The 22,053-nt window shown below is 73.5% G+C and carries 25 protein-coding genes, 1 tRNA gene and 1 pseudogene; 10 read left to right on the forward strand and 17 right to left on the reverse strand.

The features are described 5' to 3' along the window. Positions 1 to 114: 114 nt before the first annotated feature. Positions 115 to 2,244 carry an MMPL family transporter gene (locus tag QRT05_RS00300; RefSeq protein WP_289444142.1) on the forward strand — a complete coding sequence of 710 codons (2,130 nt, stop codon included), beginning with the start codon at positions 115 to 117 and terminating at the stop codon, positions 2,242 to 2,244. 118 nt (positions 2,245 to 2,362) lie between these two features. Here the strand turns inward: QRT05_RS00300 and QRT05_RS00305 are convergent, their stop codons facing one another. The 10 genes and pseudogenes from QRT05_RS00305 to QRT05_RS00350 form a co-directional block, all read right to left on the reverse strand. Then, on the reverse strand, positions 2,363 to 2,914 hold the full coding sequence (locus tag QRT05_RS00305) for an O-acetyl-ADP-ribose deacetylase (RefSeq protein ID WP_289444145.1): 552 nt from the start codon (positions 2,912 to 2,914) through the stop codon (positions 2,363 to 2,365). A 726-nt stretch (positions 2,915 to 3,640) separates the two neighbouring features. Continuing rightward, positions 3,641 to 4,192: pseudogene (locus QRT05_RS00310) on the reverse strand (polysaccharide deacetylase family protein); the annotation flags it as partial. A 43-nt stretch (positions 4,193 to 4,235) separates the two neighbouring features. After that, positions 4,236 to 4,679 (reverse strand): D-aminoacyl-tRNA deacylase, encoded by a 444-nt coding sequence (gene dtd, locus QRT05_RS00315; RefSeq protein ID WP_289444147.1) that lies wholly within the window; start codon positions 4,677 to 4,679, stop codon positions 4,236 to 4,238. After that, positions 4,676 to 5,632, reverse strand: coding sequence for an asparaginase (locus QRT05_RS00320; protein WP_289444150.1), 957 nt, complete (start codon positions 5,630 to 5,632; stop codon positions 4,676 to 4,678). The genes dtd and QRT05_RS00320 overlap by 4 nt, the downstream gene beginning before the upstream one ends. Then, positions 5,629 to 5,967 carry a DUF2516 family protein gene (locus tag QRT05_RS00325; RefSeq protein ID WP_289444151.1) on the reverse strand — a complete coding sequence of 113 codons (339 nt, stop codon included), beginning with the start codon at positions 5,965 to 5,967 and terminating at the stop codon, positions 5,629 to 5,631. The genes QRT05_RS00320 and QRT05_RS00325 overlap by 4 nt, the downstream gene beginning before the upstream one ends. Before the next feature lie 28 nt (positions 5,968 to 5,995). Further along, the gene (locus QRT05_RS00330; RefSeq protein WP_289444153.1) at positions 5,996 to 6,415 is read right to left on the reverse strand and encodes a type II toxin-antitoxin system VapC family toxin; all 420 of its coding nucleotides are present in this window, start codon (positions 6,413 to 6,415) and stop codon (positions 5,996 to 5,998) included. Between the two features lie 3 nt (positions 6,416 to 6,418). After that, entirely contained in the window at positions 6,419 to 6,664 is a 246-nt protein-coding gene (locus tag QRT05_RS00335; RefSeq protein ID WP_289444155.1) for a type II toxin-antitoxin system Phd/YefM family antitoxin, read from the reverse strand. A 74-nt stretch (positions 6,665 to 6,738) separates the two neighbouring features. Continuing rightward, positions 6,739 to 7,857 (reverse strand): FUSC family protein, encoded by a 1,119-nt coding sequence (locus QRT05_RS00340; protein ID WP_289444156.1) that lies wholly within the window; start codon positions 7,855 to 7,857, stop codon positions 6,739 to 6,741. A 4-nt stretch (positions 7,858 to 7,861) separates the two neighbouring features. Then, complete coding sequence (ygfZ, locus tag QRT05_RS00345; RefSeq protein WP_407650301.1) at positions 7,862 to 9,022, reverse strand: CAF17-like 4Fe-4S cluster assembly/insertion protein YgfZ; 1,161 nt, start codon at positions 9,020 to 9,022, stop codon at positions 7,862 to 7,864. Beyond that, positions 9,019 to 9,633: an FABP family protein gene (locus QRT05_RS00350; protein ID WP_289444158.1), complete on the reverse strand. Its 615-nt coding sequence runs from the start codon at positions 9,631 to 9,633 to the stop codon at positions 9,019 to 9,021. The genes ygfZ and QRT05_RS00350 overlap by 4 nt, the downstream gene beginning before the upstream one ends. A gap of 214 nt (positions 9,634 to 9,847) precedes the next feature. On the opposite strand from QRT05_RS00350, the gene QRT05_RS00355 reads away from it, so the two are divergent. After that, on the forward strand, positions 9,848 to 10,207 hold the full coding sequence (locus tag QRT05_RS00355) for a DsrE family protein (RefSeq protein ID WP_289444159.1): 360 nt from the start codon (positions 9,848 to 9,850) through the stop codon (positions 10,205 to 10,207). Between the two features lie 35 nt (positions 10,208 to 10,242). On the opposite strand, the gene QRT05_RS00360 is transcribed toward QRT05_RS00355, so the two are convergent. The 3 genes from QRT05_RS00360 to QRT05_RS00370 are packed head-to-tail and all read right to left on the reverse strand — an operon-like array spanning position 10,243 to position 11,924. Next, a complete protein-coding gene (locus QRT05_RS00360; RefSeq protein ID WP_289444161.1) occupies positions 10,243 to 10,692 on the reverse strand; it encodes a DUF4395 domain-containing protein in 450 nt (149 codons plus the stop codon). Beyond that, positions 10,689 to 11,180, reverse strand: coding sequence for a TlpA family protein disulfide reductase (locus tag QRT05_RS00365; protein ID WP_289444162.1), 492 nt, complete (start codon positions 11,178 to 11,180; stop codon positions 10,689 to 10,691). The genes QRT05_RS00360 and QRT05_RS00365 overlap by 4 nt, the downstream gene beginning before the upstream one ends. Before the next feature lie 9 nt (positions 11,181 to 11,189). Then, positions 11,190 to 11,924 carry a hypothetical protein gene (locus QRT05_RS00370; RefSeq protein ID WP_289444163.1) on the reverse strand — a complete coding sequence of 245 codons (735 nt, stop codon included), beginning with the start codon at positions 11,922 to 11,924 and terminating at the stop codon, positions 11,190 to 11,192. Positions 11,925 to 12,138: 214 nt separating this feature from the next. Between QRT05_RS00370 and QRT05_RS00375 the strand changes: the two genes are divergently transcribed. From QRT05_RS00375 to QRT05_RS00385, 3 genes are read left to right on the forward strand one after another with little or no spacing between them, the layout of a single operon-like run. Further along, the gene (locus tag QRT05_RS00375) at positions 12,139 to 12,867 is read left to right on the forward strand and encodes a winged helix-turn-helix transcriptional regulator (RefSeq protein WP_289444164.1); all 729 of its coding nucleotides are present in this window, start codon (positions 12,139 to 12,141) and stop codon (positions 12,865 to 12,867) included. A gap of 47 nt (positions 12,868 to 12,914) precedes the next feature. Then, positions 12,915 to 14,174, forward strand: coding sequence for a Na+/H+ antiporter NhaA (gene nhaA, locus QRT05_RS00380; RefSeq protein ID WP_289444165.1), 1,260 nt, complete (start codon positions 12,915 to 12,917; stop codon positions 14,172 to 14,174). 14 nt (positions 14,175 to 14,188) lie between these two features. After that, the gene (locus tag QRT05_RS00385; RefSeq protein WP_289446078.1) at positions 14,189 to 15,118 is read left to right on the forward strand and encodes an alpha/beta fold hydrolase; all 930 of its coding nucleotides are present in this window, start codon (positions 14,189 to 14,191) and stop codon (positions 15,116 to 15,118) included. 31 nt (positions 15,119 to 15,149) lie between these two features. On the opposite strand, the gene nth is transcribed toward QRT05_RS00385, so the two are convergent. Next, positions 15,150 to 15,839, reverse strand: coding sequence for an endonuclease III (gene nth, locus QRT05_RS00390; RefSeq protein WP_289446079.1), 690 nt, complete (start codon positions 15,837 to 15,839; stop codon positions 15,150 to 15,152). Between the two features lie 130 nt (positions 15,840 to 15,969). Between nth and QRT05_RS00395 the strand changes: the two genes are divergently transcribed. After that, on the forward strand, positions 15,970 to 16,386 hold the full coding sequence (locus QRT05_RS00395; protein WP_289444166.1) for a hypothetical protein: 417 nt from the start codon (positions 15,970 to 15,972) through the stop codon (positions 16,384 to 16,386). Between the two features lie 149 nt (positions 16,387 to 16,535). Further along, positions 16,536 to 17,213 carry a Crp/Fnr family transcriptional regulator gene (locus QRT05_RS00400; protein WP_289444167.1) on the forward strand — a complete coding sequence of 226 codons (678 nt, stop codon included), beginning with the start codon at positions 16,536 to 16,538 and terminating at the stop codon, positions 17,211 to 17,213. 38 nt (positions 17,214 to 17,251) lie between these two features. Here QRT05_RS00400 and QRT05_RS00405 read toward each other — a convergent pair whose 3' ends face one another. The 3 genes from QRT05_RS00405 to QRT05_RS00415 are packed head-to-tail and all read right to left on the reverse strand — an operon-like array spanning position 17,252 to position 18,243. Continuing rightward, a complete protein-coding gene (locus QRT05_RS00405; RefSeq protein WP_289444168.1) occupies positions 17,252 to 17,737 on the reverse strand; it encodes a RidA family protein in 486 nt (161 codons plus the stop codon). Then, on the reverse strand, positions 17,737 to 17,898 hold the full coding sequence (locus QRT05_RS00410; RefSeq protein ID WP_289444169.1) for a hypothetical protein: 162 nt from the start codon (positions 17,896 to 17,898) through the stop codon (positions 17,737 to 17,739). The genes QRT05_RS00405 and QRT05_RS00410 overlap by 1 nt, the downstream gene beginning before the upstream one ends. Positions 17,899 to 17,952: 54 nt before the next feature. After that, a complete protein-coding gene (locus QRT05_RS00415; protein ID WP_289444170.1) occupies positions 17,953 to 18,243 on the reverse strand; it encodes a WhiB family transcriptional regulator in 291 nt (96 codons plus the stop codon). A 238-nt stretch (positions 18,244 to 18,481) separates the two neighbouring features. Here QRT05_RS00415 and QRT05_RS00420 point away from each other — a divergent pair, with 238 nt between their 5' ends. The 3 genes from QRT05_RS00420 to QRT05_RS00430 all read left to right on the forward strand — a co-directional run bounded on the left by QRT05_RS00420 (position 18,482) and on the right by QRT05_RS00430 (position 22,044). Continuing rightward, a complete protein-coding gene (locus QRT05_RS00420) occupies positions 18,482 to 20,938 on the forward strand; it encodes a penicillin-binding protein (RefSeq protein WP_289444171.1) in 2,457 nt (818 codons plus the stop codon). Then, on the forward strand, positions 20,938 to 21,906 hold the full coding sequence (locus tag QRT05_RS00425; RefSeq protein WP_289444172.1) for a metallophosphoesterase: 969 nt from the start codon (positions 20,938 to 20,940) through the stop codon (positions 21,904 to 21,906). The genes QRT05_RS00420 and QRT05_RS00425 overlap by 1 nt, the downstream gene beginning before the upstream one ends. Before the next feature lie 64 nt (positions 21,907 to 21,970). After that, positions 21,971 to 22,044 (forward strand) — tRNA-Pro (locus QRT05_RS00430). The last annotated feature ends 9 nt before the right edge of the window (positions 22,045 to 22,053 follow it).

The following is a 22,053-nucleotide window of genomic DNA, read 5'->3' on the forward strand; positions in this document are numbered from 1 at the left end:
GAAGATGTCGGGGGTATCCCCGATGGTGGCCAGGGTGCCCGGAACGGAAGCCTGAGAGCCGCACGGCGCCGCGCGGGCGCCACTCCGTCGTCGTCGACTCCCTGAGGAAGAATCATGTCCAAGGTCGCGGGCTGGATCACCCACCGCTACATGAAATTCGTCGTCATCGCCTTCTGGCTCGTCGTCGTGGCCCTGCTGGGTCCGCTCGCCGGCAAGCTGACGGCGGCACAGGACAACGACGCCGCGAGCTGGCTGCCCGCCGACGCGGAGTCCACCCAGGTCATCGAGGTCGCGAACAGCTTCGTGTCCGAGAACACGATCCCCGCCGTCATCGTCTACGAGAACCCCGACGGTCTGACGTCGCAGGACCTCGCCGCGATCCAGGCGGACGCCGACGAGTTCAGCACCCTGAGCACGCTCGACGGCAAGGTCGTCGGGCCCATCCCGTCCGAGGACGGCCAGGCGGCGCAGATCGTCGTGCCGCTGGACCTCGGCAAGGACGGGTGGGACCTCGCCGCCGACGCGGTCGCCGACCTCAAGGCCACCGCCGAGGAGGGCCTCCCGTCCGGCACCGCCGTGTACATCACCGGTCCGGCCGGGATGGCGGCCGACTCCGCCGACGCGTTCGCCGGCATCGACAGCACGCTGCTGTACGCGGCCGCGGGCGTCGTCATCGTCATCCTCCTGCTGACCTACCGCAGCCCGGTGCTGTGGCTGCTGCCGCTGATCTCGGCGGGCATCGCCCTCACCGTCGCGCAGGCCGTCATCTACCTGCTGGCCGACAACTTCGACCTCACCGTGAACGCGCAGAGCGCGGGCATCCTCACCGTGCTCGTGTTCGGGGCAGGCACCGACTACGCGCTGCTCCTCACCGCGAGATACCGCGAGGAGCTGCGTCGGCACTCCGACCGGCACGAGGCGATGGCCGTGGCCCTGCACCGCGCCGGGCCCGCGATCATCGCGTCGGGCGCCACCGTGGCCCTCGGCATGCTGGTGCTGCTGTTCGCCACCATGAACTCCACCGCCGGCCTCGGGCCCGTGGCCGCCGTCGGCATCGTCGTGGCACTGGCCGTCATGCTGACGCTGCTCCCCGCGCTCCTGGTGCTCGTCGGACGCTGGGTGTTCTGGCCCCGCACGCCGCACGTGGGCGACCACGAGCCCACCGAGGACGGCTTCTGGGCGCGCGTCGGCGGCCGGATCTCGCACCACCCGCGCCGCACGTGGATCGGGACGGCGGCGGTCCTGGCGGTCGCGACCATCGGCATCGTGCAGCTCAACCCGACCAGCCTCACCACGGAGCAGCAGTTCACCACCGAGCAGCCCTCCGTGGTCGGCGAGCAGGTGCTCGCGGCGCACTTCCCGGCGGGCGCCGGGTCGCCCGTCGTGGTCATCGCGAACGCCGAGCAGGCCGACGCGGTGCAGACCGTCTTCGCGGGCGTCGAGGGCATCGACCCCGAGAGCGTCACCGAGCCCGTGGTCAAGGACGGCGTCGCCTACATGGAGGGCACGCTCACGTCGGAACCGGACAGCGACGAGGCCTTCGACACGGTGGACAGGGTCCGTGACGCGGTCCACGCGGTGCCGGACGCCGATGCGCTCGTCGGCGGCAGCACGGCCGTGACGCTCGACGTCGAACGCGCCTCGCTGCGGGACACGCTGGTGATCATCCCGATCATCCTGCTGGTGGTGTTCCTGATCCTGGCCCTGCTCCTGCGAGCGATCCTCGCACCCGTGGTGCTCATCGGCACGGTCGTGCTGTCGTTCGGCGCGGCCATGGGCGTCTCGGCGCTCGTGTTCCGCCACGTGTTCGACTACGCCGGGGTGGACACCGGGTTCCCGCTGTTCGTCTTCGTGTTCCTGGTGGCACTGGGGATCGACTACAACATCTTCCTCATGACCCGGGTCCGCGAGGAGACGGTGCGCATCGGGCACCGTCGCGGGTCGCTGGTGGGGCTCGCCGCCACCGGCGGTGTGATCACCTCGGCGGGGCTGGTGCTCGCGGGCACGTTCGCGGTGCTCGGGACGCTGCCGCTGGTGTCGTTCGCCGAGATCGGGTTCGCGGTCGCGTTCGGCGTGCTGCTCGACACGCTCATCGTGCGCTCCGTCCTGGTCACCGCGCTCAACCTGGACATCGGCAAGCGGATGTGGTGGCCTTCGGCCCTCGCCCGTCGCCCCGAGCCGGTCGCTCCGGGCGCTGGTCCCGAGCCCGAGCCCGCCGTCAAGGAGCCCGCACCCGTGGGCTGACGACCGCCCCGGCGCCCCCTGGGGGCACTCAGTCGAACGGCACGCCGCTCTCCGCGCGGCGTGCCGTTCGACTGCCCGCGTCCGGCTGCCCGCGTCCGGCTGTCCGCGTTCGCGATGCTCAGCGCGCGAGCTGGTGCTCGAACGCCGCCAGTGCCTGCGGCGAGAACAGCACGAAGCGAGCCAGCACGATGCCGGTGGGGTGGGGGTGGTCGGGCTCCCACGAGGAGTCGGCCCCGGTCTCCCACGCGCGCGCCGCGCCCACCGCGATGCGCGCCACCTCGTCGACGTCCCAGCCGTACGCGCCCGCGCTCACCGCCGGGAACGCGACGCTCGTCGCCCCGAGCTCGACGGCCACCTCCAACGCCGTGACGAAGCACGAGAGGAGCATCGAGCCCGAGCGCTCGCCCGCGTGCCAGTTGGGCCCGACCGTGTGGACGACCCACCTCGCGGGCAGGTCGAACGCCGGGGTCGCGACCGACGAGCCCACCGGCAACCCGTCCGGGTACGTGGTCCGTCGCAGCTCGCGACAGGCGTCGAGGAGGCCCGGACCGGCCGCGCGGTGGATCGCGCCGTCGACCCCTCCCCCGCCCAGCAACGACGAGTTCGCGGCGTTGACGATCACGTCGACGTCCTGCGTCGTGATGTCGCCCTGCACCGCTTCGATCCGCATGCGCCCATCATGCGGGGACCGTCAAGGCCGGAGCGCAGCGGGCGGCGGCGCCGGGCCTCGACCCGGGCGACGAGCAAGGCCCCTCGGTCGCTTACACCGAGGGGCCTTCACTGGTTCCCAGGCTACGCGGGAGGTCCCCCCGTCCGGGTGAACGACACCCCTTCTCATCCACAAATCTTGTCCACACCCCTGTGCCCAGCCGATGTTTCCGCAGGCCACCCTGTGGACGAGCCTGTGGAGTCAACGGTGGATAAAGAAAGCCTCCAGAAGCTCTTGCGAGGCCGCCAAGCGCGGGACTAGAAATCTCACATCGACCTCGACGGATCGAGAACCGCAGGACAGAAGGAGCCTCTCGGGGCTCCGGACGAACGGCGGGGACAGGTGCGGTGAGGACGGGCCGACCGGAGAACGGGCGACCAGATCGGGTGGGGAGACCCGCTCGACCCGCGGATGACGCCGCGGGGGCCGCTCCGGACCGGAAGGTCGACTGCAGTGGCGCCGCCCGCGGCGGACCGGCTCGCCGGCCCGTCGGGTGTCGGAGCCAGGCCGCATCGTCAGAGCGGCGCCTGTCAACGGTTCGCCGGGGACACACGGCCTGCGGTCAGACGAAGGCCCCTCGGACGCTTACTCCGAGGGGCCTTCGTCCGTCTCCGGCCCGGTCGCCGGCGCGTCTGTGCCCGTGGCCCGTCCGCACGCGTCTGTGCCCGTGGCCCGTCCGCACGTGGGTCAGCGACCGAAGTACGCGTGACCTCCGGTCAGCTGCCCGTCCAGCTGCTGCGGCACCGTCACCAGGGTGAATCCGCGCGCCTTGAGCGCGGCGACGATCCCCGGCACGGCCTGGACGGTCGTGGGATGGATGTCGTGCATGAGGACGATCGCCCCGGGCCGCGCACCTGCCAGCGCCCGCTGGCTCGTGACGCGTGCGCTGCGGTTCTTCCAGTCCTCGGTGTCGACGTTCCAGAGGATTGCCGGCAGGTCCCGCCGCGCCAGCTGGGTCAGCACCCGACTGTTGACCGCGCCGTACGGCGGGCGCATGAGTGCGGGCGGGACACCCGTCGCCGTGCGGATCACCTTCTGGGTCCGGTCGACCTCTCGCCGGATGGCTCTCGACGAGAGCAGGGTGAGCTGCGGGTGCGACCACGAGTGGTTGCCGATCACGTCCCCGGCCGCGACCTCCGCGCGCGCCTGGCCGGCGTAGCGGGCCACGTTCTGTCCGATGAGGAAGAAGGTGGCGTGGACGTGCGCGGCCGCGGGCTCGGCGAGCAGGGTGTCCGTGTACGGTCCCGGACCGGATGTGCCGGTACTGCGGTCGCAGGAGGAGTCAGGCCCGAGGGGCCGGCTCGGACTCCAGCAGGATCGTCACGGGTCCGTCGTTGACCAGCTCGACGGCCATGTCCGCGCCGAACAGCCCGGTCGCCACCTCGAGGCCGCGGGCCCGCAGGTCGGCCACGACGGCGTCGACGAGCGGCGCGGCGACGGACCCGGGGGCCGCGGCGTTCCAGGTGGGGCGGCGACCCTTGCGGGTGTCGGCGTACAGCGTGAACTGGCTCACGACGAGCACGGGCGCTCCCGCGTCCACCGCACACACCTCGTCGCGCAGGATGCGCAGCTCGGCGATCTTGCGGGCGATGAGCTCCACCTGCGCGGGTCCGTCACCGGGCGTCACACCGACCAGGGCCAGCAGGCCGGGCCTGTCGATGGACCCGACCACGATCCCGTCGACCGTCACCGACGCACGCGTGACCCGCTGGACGACCGCCCTCACGTCGAGGGCCCGAACGTCGGTAGCACGGCACCGACGGGCACGCCGTGGCCCAGCACCGGGGTCTCGCCGAGGTCTCCCACCGCCACGCCCGCGACCACCAGCGCAGCGGCCAGCACGGCGGGGCGGGGCCGGGCCGAGCCGTCCACGATCTTGAAGGCCAGCGCACCCCCGTCGGGCAGGCCCGCCGCGTAGACGCCGTCGGCGCCGTCCTTCGCGACCAGCCCCGGGAGAGCCTGCATGAAGCGGGTGGCGTCGCGCCCGGTCCCGGCGACGTGCCACGGATGGGCCGACATGGCGGCTGCGACTCGCGCGGCGGGACCGGACGTCGCGCCGGCCACGAGGGCGAACGACCGCGCGAGCCCCACCAGCGACGTCGAGAACAGGGGCGCCCCGCACCCGTCGACCGTCGCGTGCGCCACGGGCACGCCGGTCATCGCCGCGATCGTCCCTGCGAGTGCCTGCTGCAGCGGGTGGTCCGCGTCGAGGTAGTCCTGCGTGGACCAGCCGGCGGCCACGCACGTCGCGAGCATGCCCGCGTGCTTGCCGGAGCAGTTCTGGGTGACCGACGCGCGCCCGTGCCCGGCCGCGCGGCGATCGAACGCCGCGTCCGCGTCGAGCGGCCAGTCCGGGGTGTTCCGCAGGTCGTCGGAGGCCAGGCCCGCCGACGCCAGGATCGCCTCGACCACCGCGAGGTGCTCCGGCTCCGCGTTGTGGCTGGCGCACACGAGCGCGAGCTGCTCGCGGTCCACGTCGAGCCCGCTCGAGAGCATGCCGACCGCCTGCAACGGCTTGAGCGAGGACCGCGCCCAGATGGTGACCTCGGGGTCTCCGAGCGCGAGGCGCACGCCGCCGTCGGGTGCGAGCACGACGAGGTGCCCGCGGTGCACGGACTCGACCAGGTCGCCCCGGACCACCCGCGCCAGCGGGACCGCGGCGGAGTCGACGTCAGTCACCAACCGCCCCGCGACGAACCGGACGAGGGCGGCCGTCGGCGGGTGTAGGGCTCGACCGCCGGACGCACGTCGACCAGGTAGACGATCGCCGCCACGGCGCTGAGCAGGGAGAGGAAGAACGGGGAGATCGCGATGCCGATGGGCGGCGGGATCGAGCAGAACGCGATCGCCGTCGCGACTCCCACGATCACGCCCCAGAAGGTCTTGGTGCGCTTGCCCGCGGCCGGGAAGGCGGACGCGGGCCGGCGCAGCAGGTCCACCAGCGCCCACACCGACAACCCGAAGATCGCGAGCATGAACACGAGGAAGATGAGCAGCTGGAGGGTGGCGACCACGAGGCGAGCCTACGAGACGCCGACCACCTCAGGGCAGTACCCGCAGCCCTTCGGCGCGCGCGGCCGCGGCGAGCCGGTCGTCCCAGGCGCCCACGAGCAGGTCCGGCGAGCGCAGCATCAGGGCGGAGGCGAGGTGCAGCGCGTCGGCGGCGCGCAGGGGGTGCGTGCCGACGAGGGTCGCCGCGCCGGCCGTGACGACGTCGTGCAGCTCCACCACGTGCAGACCCGGCCACAGCCGCTCCCAGGCGGCGAGCGCCGCCCGGGCCTGTGCGCGCTCGAGCCGCCCGGCCCGCTGTCCCGCCGCGAGGACCGCGCGCACCTCGGCGTCGGCCAGCCGCGACGTGGCCACGAGGTCGGCGCCGTCCCAGAGGGCAGCGACCAGGGCGGAGCCCGGCTCGGCGACGCACAGCTTCACCAGCGCGCTGGTGTCGAGGTAGACGATCGCCACGGTTCAGCGCCGCAGCCGGCGGACCAGACCCGACACGGCGGTCGTCGCCCGCCCCTGCTCGCCCTCGGCCGCGGGCCGCGGCACCCCGGGCGAGGTGAGCAGGCCGTCGCGCTGCAGCCGCGTGAGCAGGTCGGCCGACTCGATGCCCGACAGGCGGGCGACCGGGATCCCCCGCTCGGTGATGACGACGTCCTCGCCGGCGCGTGCCGCCTCGATCCACTGCTTGAGCTCTGCGCGCAGAGCACTCACCGCGACCTCCATGCGACGACCGTACCGGGCACATGGTCCGCGCCGGGGAGCACCAGGCGCGCCGGGCGTCCCCGTCAGATCTCCGGCAGCGCCTCGCGGGCCGCCCTGGGCGGGACGCCGGCCGCCTCGAGCACGTCGACCAGCAAGGAACGCTGCAGCAGCACCAGGCTCTGCACCTGCCAGTCGTCGGGCTCGACCACGAACGGGTCGAGCGCATGCGCGGCGGCCGTGAGCGACGCGCGGGCACGCTCGAGGCCGCGGCCCGTGCCGAGGGCCACGGCGAGCTCGTCGACGGCGCGCGCCGTCGTGTCGACGCGGCTGCCGACGCCCCGCAGGTCGTGCGGCACGTCGGCCTCGAGCAGGGCGAGGGTGCGCCGCAGCAGCACCCGCGCGTTGTTCATCGCGCGGGTCGTGAGCACCGAGGCGTCGACGCTCGCCGTGAGCTCGTCGCGGTACCGACGACTCGCGGGCGCCACGCGGGCCAGGTCGCGCGCGTTCGCGGCAATGGTGCGCCACTCGTCGAGCACGGGCTGGGTGGCCCGGGCGCGCACCAGCGCGTCCTCGACGTCACCCACGTCTCCCGCCACGATGCCGCGCGCGAACAGGTGCAGGACGCCGGACAGCTCCTCGAGCCCCCGCTGGGCCAGCATGCGGGGGTGCCGTCGCGGGTCGCTGGGCGTGAGCAGCGCCACGGCGAGCGCCATGACGCCGCCGATCGCCGCGTCGATCCAGCGTCCGAACGGTCCCCCGGACGCCGCGGGCAGCGCGACGATGACGATGGCCTGCACGCCCGCCTGCGTCGTGAGCATGACGCCGCGGTCGATGAACCGGGCGAGCATCGCCGAGACGAACAGCACGAGCGAGATCTGCCACACCCCGTGGCCGATGAGGTGGGCGACCACGTCGCCGAGCCCCACGCCGATGGCGACGCCGACCGCCAGCTCGGCGACCTTGCGCACGGAGCGGTCCATGGAGAAGCCGAGCGCGATCCAGGCGCAGACGGGCGCGAAGAACGGGATCGGGTGCCCGACCCAGTAGTGCGCGATGGCGTAGGCGATGCCGCCCGCCACGGCCGCCTGCAGGATCGGGAACCAGGCGGCCCGCATGCGCGCGAGGCCCTGGCGGACTCGCGCCTCGCCGAGCACGCGCACGTCGCGGCCGGTCAGTCGGGAAGCCCCCTCGGCGCCGGCCACGGCGTCAGAGCATCGGGTGCTGGCCGAGGCCGCGGGTCAGCGGTCCGCGCGCAGCGGGCCGGTCGAGGGTGACGCCCTCGCCGGGCACGACGACCTCCTGCGCCGCGGCGACCACGTCCGCGTCGCCGTCGACCACGAGCGCCGCGTCCTCGGGCACCGACCGCTTGACGACCGCGAGGGCGACGGGCCCGATCTCGTGGTGCCGCGCGACCGTGGTGACGTGCCCGACCGCGCGCCCGGGCTCGCCGTCGACGACCTCACGCACCTCGGCGCCGGGGACCGGAATCAGGTGGCCGGAGCCGTCGAGGTGCAGCATCACCAGGCGCCGGGGCGGACGGCCGAGGTTGTGCACGCGCGCCACGGTCTCCTGCCCGCGGTAGCAGCCCTTGTGCAGGTGGACCGCGGTGCGCAGCCAGTCGAGCTCGTGCGGGATGGTCCGGTGGTCGGCCTCGTGGCTGGCGCGCGGCCGCCAGGCCTCGACGCGCAGCGCCTCGCTGGCCCACGTCCCGGCGAGCCGCCAGCCCGTGGCCTCGCGCGACGCGATCTGCTGGGCGAGCTCGGCGCGGGGCACGAGCACCAGTCGCCAGGCACGGTCGGTGCCCGGGTGCTCGTCGTCGGCAGGCCCGTACCGCGTCCCACCGGGCGCCACCGTCGGCCACGGGTCGCGCCACGTGACGGGCTCGGCCGCGGCGCCCTCGGCGTCGACCGGCTCACCGATGGCGGCCCAGTCGTCCGTCGCGTCGGCGATCTCGACGCGCAGGCTGAACTTCATCCGGTCCAGCCACGCCGCGAGCGCGACGGGCGTCTCGGTGAGCAGCCAGGTGGTCACGCCGTCGTCGACCACGCCGGCCGCGTGCTCCACGTGCCCCTGCGGGCTGAGCACCAGCAGCTCGGTGGAGGTGCGCGGTGCGAGGCCGCTCAGCTCCTGGGACGTGATCGAGTTCAGCCACGTGAGCCTGTCGGGCCCGGTCACGGTCACCACGCCGACGTGCGACTGGTCGACGACCGCGCCACCCCGCGCCAGCGCGCGCTGCTCCGCGGTGGGGTCGCCATAGTGCCACGCGACGCCCGCGTCCGGCCCGGCGCCGGCCACCGCACCGTGGCGGCGCAGCAGCGGGCTGGAGTGGCGTGCGACGTCCGGGGCGGTGGTGGTCACGGGTGTCAGTCCTCTGTGTCCGAGGGGCGGTCGGCAGGGGCGTCGTCGGCCGACGGGGCGTCGACGCGCGAGAGCTTCGCCGACGCGTACGACTGCATCGGGTGGCCGAACGCCGCGATGTCGTGGGCCCACATGAGCTGCCCCTGGACGAGGCCGAAGAGCCGCTTGCTCGCGCTGACGTCCGCCCCGCCGGGCACACGGGCGATGAGGTCGCTCGCGAGGTCGATGCGGCCGTTGCCGATCTCCCCGACGAGGACCGACACGAACCCGGCGGGATCGCTGAGCAGCACCTCGACGGGGTGCTTGCCCGGGGAGACGCCCTCGGGGCGCTCGGGCGGGACGCGCCAGAACCCGGACTCGGTGGACCACACGGGAGCGTCGCCCTCGCCGTCGGGCGACTCGATGGCCGCCGCGTCGTCGGGCGCCACCACGAGCCGGATGGTCGAGGTGTACGACAGGTACGGCCCACCGTCGCTGGTGAACTCCACCTCCTGCGTGAACGCCGCCTCGGCGATCCCGGGGTAGTCGACGAAGCCCTCGCCCCGCCAGCGGCCCAGGAGCCAGGCCAGCGGGTACACCTCGGGCGCCAGCCCCTCGGGGTCGGGCAGTGCGAACGTCATCTCCGTACCTCCTGACGAGCCTGCTGATGGGCGTCGCGACGCGCGAGCGCGCCGGTCGCTGCGCTCGTCAGCGCTGGCCCTTGTACAGCTTGTAGACGACGAGGCAGGCGACCCAACCGATGGTCAGGGTCGCCGCCACGAGCAGGCCGATGAACAAACCCTCCAGCGCAGTCATGCACCGATCCTAACGAGCAGCCACCCCTACGCTGTTCCGGTGCGCACGCTCGTGATCAAGACCACGTCCGGACTCGACCGGCCCGAGGCATGCAACCAGGCGTTCACGGTGGCCGCGACCGCGGTGGCGGCCGGGGCCCGCGTGTCGCTGTGGCTCACGGGCGAGGCGGCGTGGTTCGGCCTCCCGGGCCGGGCCGCGGAGCTGGACCTCGAGCACGCGACGCCGCTCGCGGACCTCCTGGACGCCGTGCTCGAGGGCGGCACGGTGACGGTGTGCACGCAGTGCGCCGCCCGGCGCGGCATCACGACCGACGACGTGCTCCCGGGAGTCCGCATCGCGGGTGCCGCGGTCTTCGTCGAGGAGTCCCTCGCCGAGGACGCCCAGGCGCTCGTGTACTGAGCACCCCGTGCACCCCGTGCACGGGGTGCACGGGCTCAGGCGGCGGCGCGTGCGCGCAGCCGGACGCCCAGCAGGTACATCTCGCAGCCGAGACACAGCCCGAACACGGCGTTGAGGAACGCCGCGACCAGCGCGAGCGCCGCGGCGACGGGGACCGCCGCGGCCACGCCCACCAGCGCGAGGAGCAGGCCGAGCCCGGTGATGACCAGGCCCACGAGCTGCGCGAACCGGGGCGGCCGCGGATCCTCAAGCTCGATCGGCGCGGCGAGCCGCGGCCGCACGAACCGGCGGTACACCCAGCCCTGCCAGGTCCCGCCGACGCCGCGCACGGCGCCCACCGCGAACGACGCGACGACCACCGCGAGCACGACGACCGATGCCGGCGCCGGCAGCGCGAGCACCAGCACGAGGAGCACGGCGGTGAGGGCGGCGCCGAAGCGCGGGCCGCGCGGGTCGATGCCGGCGGGGGTGGGGGGAAGGCTCACGAGTGGCTCCGGGTGGCGGTGGTGGTGCTGGCGGGCGAGGTGCTGGCGGGCAGCTGGGAGAGCGCGGCGAGCGCGTGGTGGCGGTCCGTGCCGCCCGAGAGGCGTCCGACCACCGCACCCTGCGCGTCGAGCACGAGCGTGGTGGGCGTGCGCAGGACGTTGAAGCGGCGCACCAGGTCGAGGTGCTCGGCGACGTCGAGGTCGACGTGCGCCAGGTCCTCGTGCTCGGCCGCGAGCGCGCCCAGCACCGCGTGCGTGCGGCGGCAGGGGGCGCAGACCTCGCTGGAGAGCTGGACGAAGGTGGCGCGCGATCCGAGCGGTGAGCCGAGCTGCGCGGGTCCGAGCAGGTCGGACCCCGGCGGGGTGGGATCGTCGGACGTCAGCAGGGCCGGGTCGATCGCCGTGTAGCGGCCGTTGCGCGAGCGCCACCACAGCCCGGCCGCGGTGGCGACAGCCAGCACGACGAGGATGAAAACCAGACGATCCACGTCGGGATTCTAGCCGACGAGCACGCGCCCCACGACGTAGACGAGGATGCCGGTCACGGTCACCGGCAGCGTCACGGCGGCGAGCGCCGGGCGGCGCTGCTCGAGCGTGGGCAGCCGGTCGAACAAGACGTGCAGGGTCGCGACCAGGATGCCGACCGCCAGGCCCAGCAGGAGTCCGGCGATCACGTCGATGTCCGGCAGCACCGCGGCGGCCCCGGCCCCGGCGGCAGCGGCGACGACCGACGTGACGACGGCCCCCAGCCACGCGACCAGCGGCAGCGCGACGACCGCGGAGCCGACGGCGAGCGCCAACGCGCCGCCCACCACGAGGGGCTCACCCCCGGGGGTGCGGCCGATGGCGACCCAGCCGGCCACGGCCACCGCGACGAGCGTCCCGGTCACGGTCCCCGCGACCGACTCGACCAGCCGCGTGCGCCCGTCGCGGCGCACGAGCTCGCTGACGAACGCGAGGATGATCGAGCTCGCGAAGACGACCGGCAGGTAGCGCAGGTACGGCTGGTCCGGGGTGACGTGCACCGCGACCACGGCGCCCACGCCGCCGAGCCCGATCACGAGGGTCGAGCCCAGGGGGAACGGCAGCCCGGCGAGCGTCGGCCAGCCCGCCGCGAAGACGACCGCGAGCAGCGCGGACGCGATGGTGACCGGCATGCCGCCGACGTAGCCGGCGACCGCGACGAGCGCGGCGAGGACGGCGGTGACGACCGCGCGGGTGGCGAGCTGCACAGCGACTACCGCCTCGTCGCCGACGAGCGGTCGGCGACGACGGCGCGCGACGAGAGCGACGGACGGCTGGGGATCACGTCGGCGATTGTCGCAGATGACGACTGCGTGACACCCGGATGACCACCACGTCATGGATGGCGAGCCCATGTGTCTGCCGGGTACCTGTAGCGTGTGGCCACTCGCTCGTCCCCGACCGCCCTCAGGGAGGTTCCAGGTGGCAGACCTGCTCCTGCTGACTCCGGTCCCGGGCGGATCCGCACAGGTGCTGCCCGCGCTCGGGCTGCTGTCGCACCGTGTGCGGGTGCTCCCGGTGGAGCCGTCCGCGCTCGTGGACGCCCCGGACTCCGACATCGTCGTGCTCGACGCGCGCCGCGACCTCGTCACCGCGCGCACCACCTGTCGCCTGCTGCGCGCGACGGGCCTGACCGTCCCGCTCGTCCTGGTGCTCACGGAGGGCGGGCTCACGGTCGTCACGGCCGAGTGGGGCGTCGACGACATCGTGCTCGAGTCGGCAGGCCCAGCCGAGGTGGAGACCCGGTTCCGGCTCGTGATGGAGCGGGCGGCCACCTCGTCGTACGACGACGCGCCGCAGGAGATCAGCTCCGGCGAGCTGACCATCGACGCGGGCGGCTACACGGCCCGGCTGCGCGGCCGCCCCCTCGACCTGACGTACAAGGAGTTCGAGCTCCTCAAGTACCTGGTGCAGCACCCCGGCCGCGTCTTCACGCGCGCCCAGCTGCTGCAGGAGGTGTGGGGCTACGACTACTACGGGGGCACGCGCACGGTGGACGTCCACGTGCGGCGCCTGCGCGCCAAGCTGGGACCCGAGCACGAGCAGCTCATCGGCACGGTGCGGAACGTCGGCTACCGGTTCGACCCGCCCAAGGACCGCCGCGGGGCGGTCGACGACCGCGACCAGGTGCACGAGCCGGCCGACGCCTGACCCGCGCCACCGCGCCCGGCATCAGGCACGACCCCGAGGAGGTCCGGGTGCGCGACCGTGTCGCCAGCCTGTTCGCGACGCTCAGCCCCGGCGGCGAGCGCAACCTCATGGACACGCTGCGCCAGGAGCGCACGGGCGGCGTCCTGCTCCTGGTCGGCACGGCGGTGGCCCTTCTGTGGGCCAACCTCGACCCGGACGGCTACGCCGCGGTCTCCGGCGCGGTCGTCGGCCCCGAGGCGCTGCACCTCGACCTGACGCTCGCCGCGTGGGCGACCGACGGCCTGCTCGCCATCTTCTTCTTCGTCATCGGCCTCGAGCTCAAGCGCGAGATCGTCGCCGGGGAGCTGCGCAACCTGAGCACGGCCGTCGTGCCGATCGTCGCCGCGGTGGGCGGGATGGTGGTCCCGGCCACGCTCTACGTGCTGGTCAACCTGCAGCCCGGCGGCGATCTGGCCGGGTGGGCGGTGCCGACCGCGACCGACATCGCGTTCGCGGTCTCCGTCCTCGCGGTGGTGGGCCGTCGCCTGCCCAACGCCCTGCGCGCCTTCCTGCTCACGCTCGCCGTGGTCGACGACCTGCTGGCGATCATCGTCATCGCGGTCTTCTTCACCGACTCCATCAGCGTGGGGCCCCTAGCGGCGGGGCTCGGCACCGTGGTCGTGTTCGGCGCGGTGATCCGGCGTGGCTGGGTGAGCCCGTGGCTGCTGGTTCCCCTGGGCGTGACGGCCTGGGCCTTCGTGCACGCCTCGGGCGTGCACGCGACCATCGCGGGCGTACTGCTGGGGCTCGTCGTGCCGGCGACCGCCGCCGCCACCCAGCGGGCTCTGCGGACGGACCACCCGCCCGAGCGGTCGCTCGCGGAGTCGATGGAGCACCGCTGGCGGCCCGTCTCGGCCGGGTTCGCCGTCCCCGTCTTCGCGGTGTTCGCCGCCGGGGTGACGTTCAGCGCAGGCGTCGTCGCGGACGCGGTGCGCGACCCCGTGGCGCAGGGCGTCGCGGTGGGCCTCGTGGTCGGCAAGCCGCTGGGGATCGTCGCCGCGACGCTGCTCGTGGCCCGGTTCACGCACGCGACGCTGGCGCCCGGCCTTGGCTGGGCCGACGTGGTCGCCGTCGGGCTCGTCGGAGGGATCGGGTTCACCGTCTCGCTGCTCGTCGGCGAGCTCGCGTTCGGTGACGGCAGCCCGCACGACGAGCACATCGTCATGGCCGTGCTGCTCGCCTCGCTGGTCGCCGCGGTGCTCGGCGGGGTCGCGCTCTGGCAGCGCGACCGGCACCACGGCGCACTCGCCGACGCCAGGACCCGGTAGGTTCTGCATCGATGATGAGCACGGTCGACTCCGCCACGCTGCTGCTCGACGGCCCCTGGCAGCATCGGTTCGTCGCCGCCAACGGCGCGCGCTTCCACGTCGCCGTCGCCGGTCCCGACGAGCGCGACGCCCCGCTCGTGGTGCTGCTGCACGGCGTGCCCGAGTTCTGGTGGGCGTGGCGCCAGCAGATCCCGGTCCTCGCCGACGCCGGCTACCGCGTCGCCGCGATGGACGTGCGCGGCACCGGCGGCTCCGACAAGCCGCCCCAGGGCTACGACGTGCCGACGCTGACCAACGACGTCGCGGGCGTGATCAGGTCGCTGGGCGCCTCCGAGGCGGTCGTCGTCGGCTCCGGCACCGGCGGCGAGATCGCCTGGGCCATGGGCGCGCTGCACCCCGACGTCACGTCGGCCGTCGCCGCGCTCGCCGCGCCGCACCCGCTCGACGTGCGCGCCAACCCGCTCGCCTCGCTGCGCGCGCGCGGCCTGCGGAGGCTCACCGCGGTGCAGCTGCCGTCCGCGCCCGAGCGCGCCATGACGCAGGGCGACCTCGTGGACAGGCTGCTCACCGAGTGGGGCGGGGGCGCCGCCTGGGCGGACGCGGAGACGCGCGAGGTCTACCGCGGGGCCGCCCGGGTCCCGTTCGCGGCGCACAGCCAGCTCGAGCAGCTGCGCTGGCTGCTGCGGTCCGTGCCACGCCTGGACGGCCGGCGCTACGCGGCGGCGCTCGAGGGCGCGACGCCCCGACCTGCGCTCCAGATCCACGGCGGTCGCGACGGCCTGCGCCCGGCGGCACGCGCGACACTGACGCGTGCGACCGCCGCCAAGGTGGCGAGCGCGTACCGGTACGAGCTGCTCCCCGCCGCGGGCCACTTCCCCGCCGAGCAGGCCCCCGACCACGTCAACGACGTGCTGCTGGACTGGCTGGCGACCGTCACGGCGTGAGCATCACCGCCTCAGCAGCACGGCCTGAGCATCACCCCTTGAGCATCGCCGCCGCGCGCACAGGGTCGTTCTCGCCGATCCCGGCGGACGGGCACAACCGGGCGACCGGGCACGCGCCGCACGCCGGCTTGCGCGCGAAGCACGTGCGCCGCCCGTGGAAGATCAGCCGGTGCGAGGCCATGGTCCAGTCGCGCCGAGGGAGCAGCGCGCACAGGTCGCGCTCGACCACCAGCGGGTCGTCGCTCGACGTGAGACCCAGCCGGGCCGACAGCCGCATCACGTGGGTGTCCGTGGTGATGCCGGGAACCCCGAACGCGTTGCCCAGCACGACGTTCGCCGTCTTGCGGCCGACGCCCGGCAGCAGGACCAGGTCCGCGAGCCTCCCCGGCACCTGACCACCGTGCTCAGCGACGAGCGCCGCGGAGAGCCCCTGCACCGCGCGGGCCTTGGCCCGGAAGAAGCCGGTGGGCCGGAGGATCTCCTCGAGCACCTCCGGATCCGCCGCCGCGAGCGCCGCGGCGTCGGGGTACCGCGCGAACAGCACGGGGGTGGTGAGGTTCACGCGCACGTCCGTGGTCTGCGCCGACAGGACGGTCGCGACCAGCAGCTCGAACGGGTTGCGGAAGTCCAGCTCGCAGTGCGCGTCGGGATAGCGCTCGGCGAGCAGCCGGTCGATCCGTCGTGCACGACGCGTGCGGGCCAGGTCGGTCTCGTCGAGCATCACCCGGGCAGCCTAAGACCGGCCGCCCACATTGCTCCCCCCGAGTGATGTCACTGGTCACGGCACCGAAACCCTCAAGTCGCGGCCCGGAGTGTCCGAATCATCAGGCATCACCCCGGAGGAACAGCACATGACGTCATCTGTCGAGCAGCGGGTCCGCGACCTGCGCCTCGACCGTCGAGCCCTGCGCGCCGAGCAGGCTCGCGTCGGGTGGTGGCGACGCCTCGTGCGGGCGCGCATGGACCTCGCGGTGGCCAGTGCCACGCAGCCGCAGCCGCTCGGTGAGGGCGTCGCCTTCCAGCTCCCCGTGCCGGTGGGCGTCGACGTGCCGCGCCCGAGCGAGCTGGGCGAGATCCTCGCAGGCGTGGACCCCCAGGCGGAGGTCGGACGTCTCGACGAGCTGCGCGCCCTGGACGCTCAGCTGGCCCGGTACGAGGACGGCGTCCGCGACGCCCTGGGCGCCGCCACGGAGCGGCTCATCGCCCGGCTCGCCGCCGATCCGCTCGCGACGACCGCCTGGATGCGCGAGCCGCTCAGCCGCGGCTGATGCCCGGATGGGGCACACTTGACCTGGACGTCCCGCTGACCAGCGGGAGCCCGCGATTCACGAGGACACCGCCCCGGCCGATCACCGGCCACGAGCGGCCGGTGAGGACGCCGCCACGCGAGTGTGCGGCCGGAGAGGTGAGGTTCATCGTGGAAGACGACATCGCGCTGTCGGCACCCCTGTTCGCCGGGCTCGAGCACGACGCCTCGGCGACCCTGGTCGCGACGATGACGCCGTTGGAGCTGGCGCGTGGCGACGTGCTCTTCCACGAGGGCGAGCCGGGCGACCGGCTCTACGTCGTGCGCGAGGGCAAGATCAAGCTCGGCCGCCGGTCCAGCGACGGCCGCGAGAACCTCCTGGCGGTGCTCGGCCCCGGCGAGATGTTCGGCGAGCTGTCCCTGTTCGACCCGGGCCCCCGCACCGCGACGGCCACCGTCGTGGCCGACGCCGTGGTGCTCGAGCTCGGCCACACCGACCTCGTGCAGTGGCTGCAGGAGCGCCCCGCAGTGGCCCAGCAGCTGCTCCAGGCGCTCGCGCGCCGGCTGCGGCGCACCAACGAGGCGCTCGCCGACCTCGTGTTCTCCGACGTCCCCGGCCGCGTGGCCAAGGCACTCCTCGACCTGTCGACGCGGTTCGGCGAGACGGTCGACGAGGGCATCCGCGTGGCGCACGACCTCACGCAGGAGGAGCTGGCCCAGCTCGTGGGCGCGTCCCGCGAGACGGTCAACAAGGCGCTCGCCGACTTCGCCGCCCGCGGGTGGGTGCGGCGCGAGGGCCGCGCGGTGGTGCTGCTCGACGTCGACCGGCTGGAGCGCCGCGCGCGCTGAGCGCGCCGTCGCGCCCGCCCGCGGCGGGCGCGGCAGCCTCAGCGGGTCTCGACGACGATCTCGACCTCGACCGGCGAGTCGAGGGGGAGCACCGCGACGCCGACGGCCGAGCGCGCGTGCACTCCGGCCGGGCCGAGGACGTCGTGCAGCAACATGCTGGCGCCGTTCACCACGCCGGGCTGGCCGGTGAAGGAGGGGTCGCTCGCGACGAAGCCGACCACCTTGACCACGCGGACCACGCGGTCGAGCGCGTCGACACCGGCGCCGGCCCCCTCGGCCTCGAGGAGGGTCGCCACCGCCGCGAGCGCGTTCAGAGCGGCGATCCGCGCGAGGGCCGTGGCCTCGTCGGCCGTCACACCGGCGCCCACCTTGCCGGTGATCGCGAGCGACCCGTCGACGAAGGGCAGCTGTCCGCTCGTGTGGATGAGCGACCCGGTGCGCACCGCGGGCACGTAGGCCGCGACGGGCGCCGCGACGGGAGGCAGCGCGAGGCCGAGCTCGGCCAGCTGCGCGCGGGCCCCCATCAGTCCTGCTTGGGCCGCTTGAGGTAGGCGACGAGGCCGGCGTCGGGCCCCTGCACCACCTGGACGAGCTCCCAGCCGTCGGCGCCCCACTGGTCGAGGATCGCCTTGGTGGCGTGGATGATGAGCGGAATCGTCGCGTACTCCCACTGCTGCTGTGCCATGGGCGCCACCCTAGTGCCGCGCGGGGTCGGGCCACCGCACGGAACGAGGACGTCTCAGCGCGCGGCCACCAGCACGGCGTCGGGCGAGACCAGCTCCCCGCGCCACGAGCGCACCTCGGGCCTGCGCCGCAGCAGCGCGCGTCGCTCGCGCTCGGTCATGCCGCCCCACACGCCGAAGTCCATGCGGTTGTCGAGCGCGTCGGCCAGGCACTCGAGGCGGACCGGACAGGTCATGCACACCGCGCGCGCCTCGCGCTGCGCGGACCCCTCGACGAACAGCGCGTCCGGGCTCACGTTGCCCTGGCCGCACGCCGCGGCCGCGGTCCAGTGGCCCTCGTGCGTCATCCTTGCCTCCCCCTGCTCGGGCACCGGGTGCGTCCTTGTTGCACAGGCGCCCGCGCCACACGTGCTGGGAGGGACCGTATCTGCTGGTCAGGGGCCATGGCGAGACTCCGTTCGGGTCATATCGGTCCGTGGACCAGATTCCCCCGTTCGGGGGCGACGGTGTGCAGGTCCGGTGCAGGTCGCCGGATCCGCGCGCCTGACGCGCGTACGTGACGGGACCCCCGACTACCCTGACGGCATGCCGAACCCTGCACGCGCCCGCGGTCGCAAGGTCAACGCCGGGCAGGCGTTGGCCCTGCTGCTCTCGTTCGTCCTCGTCGCAGCCGTCGGCGGCGTGCTCGCCGCGGGTCTCGTGCTGCCCGGCGCGGCCGTCGCGAACGGCGTCGCCGACATCACCACGGACGCGTTCGACGAGCTCCCCACCGAGCTCGAGGAGGGTGCGCTGCCGCAGAAGTCGTCGATCCTCGCGGCCGACGGCACCGTGATCGCGACGTTCTACGACCAGAACCGCGTCGTGGTGCCGCTCAAGGACATCGCACCGTCGCTGCGGGACGCGGTCGTCGCCACCGAGGACAAGCGGTTCTACGAGCACGCGGGCATCGACCCGGCGGGCATGCTGCGCGCCGCGGTGCGCAACCAGCTGGGCAGCGCCAAGGAGGGCGCGTCCACGCTCACGCAGCAGTACGTCAAGAACGTGCTCATCGAGGCGGCGCTCAACAAGGACACCGAGGCCGAGCGTCAGGCCGCGCTCAAGGAGGCGCGCAACGACGAGGGCTCGGACGGGTACGCCCGCAAGCTGCGCGAGGCCAAGCTCGCGATCTCGCTGGAGAAGAAGCTCTCCAAGGACGAGATCCTCGAGCGCTACCTCAACATCGCGCAGTTCGGCGTCTCGGTCTACGGCGTCGAGGCGGCGGCCCAGCACTACTTCAGCAAGCCCGCGAAGGACCTGACCTACCTCGAGTCGGCCACCATCGCGGGCATCACCCGCTCGCCCTCGGCCTGGGACCCCACGCGGTACCCCAAGGAGTCGCAGAACCGCCGCGACACCGTGCTCAAGCTCATGGAGCAGCAGAACTACATCACGCCTGCCGAGTACGAGAAGGGCGTCGCGACGCCGCTCAAGGACACCCTCAAGGTCCAGGAGCCCAAGCTCGGCTGCATGTCCGCGGGCGAGGCGATCCGCGGCTCGGGCTTCTTCTGCGACTACGTCACCAAGATCATCCGCAACAACAAGGCCTTCGGGAAGACGCAGGACGACCGTCTCGCGAAGCTCTACCGCGGCGGGCTGACCATCAAGACCACGCTGCTGCCCTCGGAGCAGAAGGCGGCCGACAAGCAGGTCAAGAAGGGCGTCCCCACCAAGAACAAGTACGGCCTGGGGTCGTCGATCGTCGTGGTGGAGCCCGGCACCGGCAAGATCACCGCGATGGCGCAGAACCGCACGTACAACAGCACCAGCGAGCACGGCAAGACCGAGACCGCGGTGAACTGGAACACGGACAACAAGTACGGCGCCGCGAGCGGCTTCGCCACGGGCTCGACCTTCAAGCCGTTCACGCTGCTGGAGTGGCTGCGTGAGGGCCACAGCCTGTACGAGAACGTCGACGCGCGAAAGCTCACGCTGCCGATGTCCGGCTTCAACGCGCCGTGCACCAACCTCGCCCCCGGCGACTACACGTTCAACAACTCCGAGGGCGGCAGCCTGCGGTTCATGAGCGTGCTCGACGCCACCAAGAACTCGGTCAACTCGGCCTACCTGCGCATGGCGTCCGAGGTCGACCTCTGCAAGGTGTTCGAGGGCGCCGAGAAGCTGGGCGTCCATCTCGGTTCCGCCGACGGCGGCCAGGTGCCGGTGCTTCCGTCCAACGTCATCGGCTCGGCGTCCGTCGCACCGCTGAGCATGGCCGGGGCCTTCGCGGCCTTCGCCTCGGGCGGCATCTACTGCACGCCGGTCGCCATCGCGAGCGTGACCGACGCGCAGGGCAAGAAGCTGCCGGTGCCGGACGCGGACTGCCACCGCGCCATCGAGAAGAAGTACGCCGACGCGATCAACTTCGCGCTCAGCCACGTGTGGGAGGGCACCGCCGCGAGCGTCGGCAAGCCCACGTACGCGGCCGCCGGCAAGACGGGCACCACCTCCGGCAACGAGAACACGTGGTTCCTCGGCTACACGCCCGAGCGTGCCGCGGCCGTCTGGGTCGGCTACCCCAACGCGTCGTTCAAGCGCGTCATGGACATCACGCTCAACGGGCAGTTCATCTCCCGCATGTACGGCTCCACGGTCGCCGCGCCCACGTGGAAGCGCACGATGGACGCCATCATGAAGGGCAAGGACGACCCGGGCTTCGACGCCGCCGGCAACGACGAGATCTACGGCAAGCGCGTCTACGTGCCCTACGTGGTCGGACGCGCTCAGGGCGACGCCGAGGCGATCCTGCGCGGCGCCGGCTTCCGGGTGAACGTCGACTCCCAGCAGGTCGCCTCCGACAAGCCCAAGGGCACCGTCGCCGAGCAGACGCCGTCGGGCAGCGCACCCGAGAACTCGGTCATCACGCTGCGGATCTCGGACGGCTCCAAGGTCGCGCCGCCGGACAGCGGCAACGACAACAAGGGCGGCAACGACGGCGGCGACAAGGGTGGCGACACCAGCAAGCCTGGACCGGGCAAGGGTGGCGGCAAGGGGCGACGCGGCTGATGCCTGACGCTCCGGGCGCGGGCGCGGGCGCGCCCGCTGTCGTCGCACGCGCGCTCGGCGGCGCCGCGCTGGCCGGTGCGGCAGCCCTGGCCTGGGCGAGCCTCGTCGAGGTGCGCTGGTACACGCTGCGCGAGGTCGAGGTGCCGGTGCTGCCGCCCGGTCAGCGCCCGCTGCGCATCCTGCACCTGTCCGACCTCCACCTGACGCCCGGCCAGCACCGCAAGGTGGACTGGGTGCGCGACCTCGCCTCGCTCGACCCCCACCTGGTGATCGACACGGGCGACAACTGGGCCCACCTGGACGCGATGCCGGCCCTGCTGCGGGCCCTCGAGCCGCATCTCGAGCGTCCCGGCGCGTTCGTGCTCGGCTCCAACGACTACGTCGCGCCCACGCCCAAGAACCCGGCCCGCTACCTGCTGCCCGATGCGCGCCGCAGCGGCTCGCACCACACCGAGCTCCCGTGGCGTGAGCTGGTGGCGCGCCTGACGTCGGCCGGCTGGATCGACCTGGGCAACCGGCGTGACGTGCTCGAGGTGGACGGTCGGCGGATCTCGCTGGCCGGGACCGACGACGCCCACCTCGACCGCGACCGGTACCCGGCGGCCGGCGGCCCGGACGACGCGCGCACGGCGGAGGCGCCCGTGGACCTGCACCTGGGTGTCACGCACGCGCCCTACCGGCGCGTGCTGGACGCGATGCACGCCGACGACGTGGACCTGGCCATCGCCGGGCACACGCACGGCGGTCAGCTCGCCGTGCCGCTCTACGGCGCCCTGGTGACCAACTGCGACCTGGACACGAGCCGCGCCAAGGGACTGTCCGGGTGGCCGGGTCCGCGGCCCGACCAGCCGGGCGGGGCCGACTCGACGTGGCTGCACGTGTCCGCCGGTCTCGGCACGTCGCCGTACGCGCCCGTGCGGTTCGCGTGCCGTCCGGAGGCGACGCTGCTCACCCTCCGGGCACCCTGAGCAACCCGGCGGCACCCCCGGTTTCGTGACCGGGCACCGCGTCGGTTATCCTTGCCAGGCTCCACGGGGTGTGGCGCAGCTTGGTAGCGCGCTTCGTTCGGGACGAAGAGGTCGTGGGTTCGAATCCCGCCACCCCGACAGCAGAAG

Source organism: Cellulomonas edaphi (assembly GCF_030362815.1).
Lineage (GTDB): Bacteria > Actinomycetota > Actinomycetes > Actinomycetales > Cellulomonadaceae > Cellulomonas > Cellulomonas edaphi.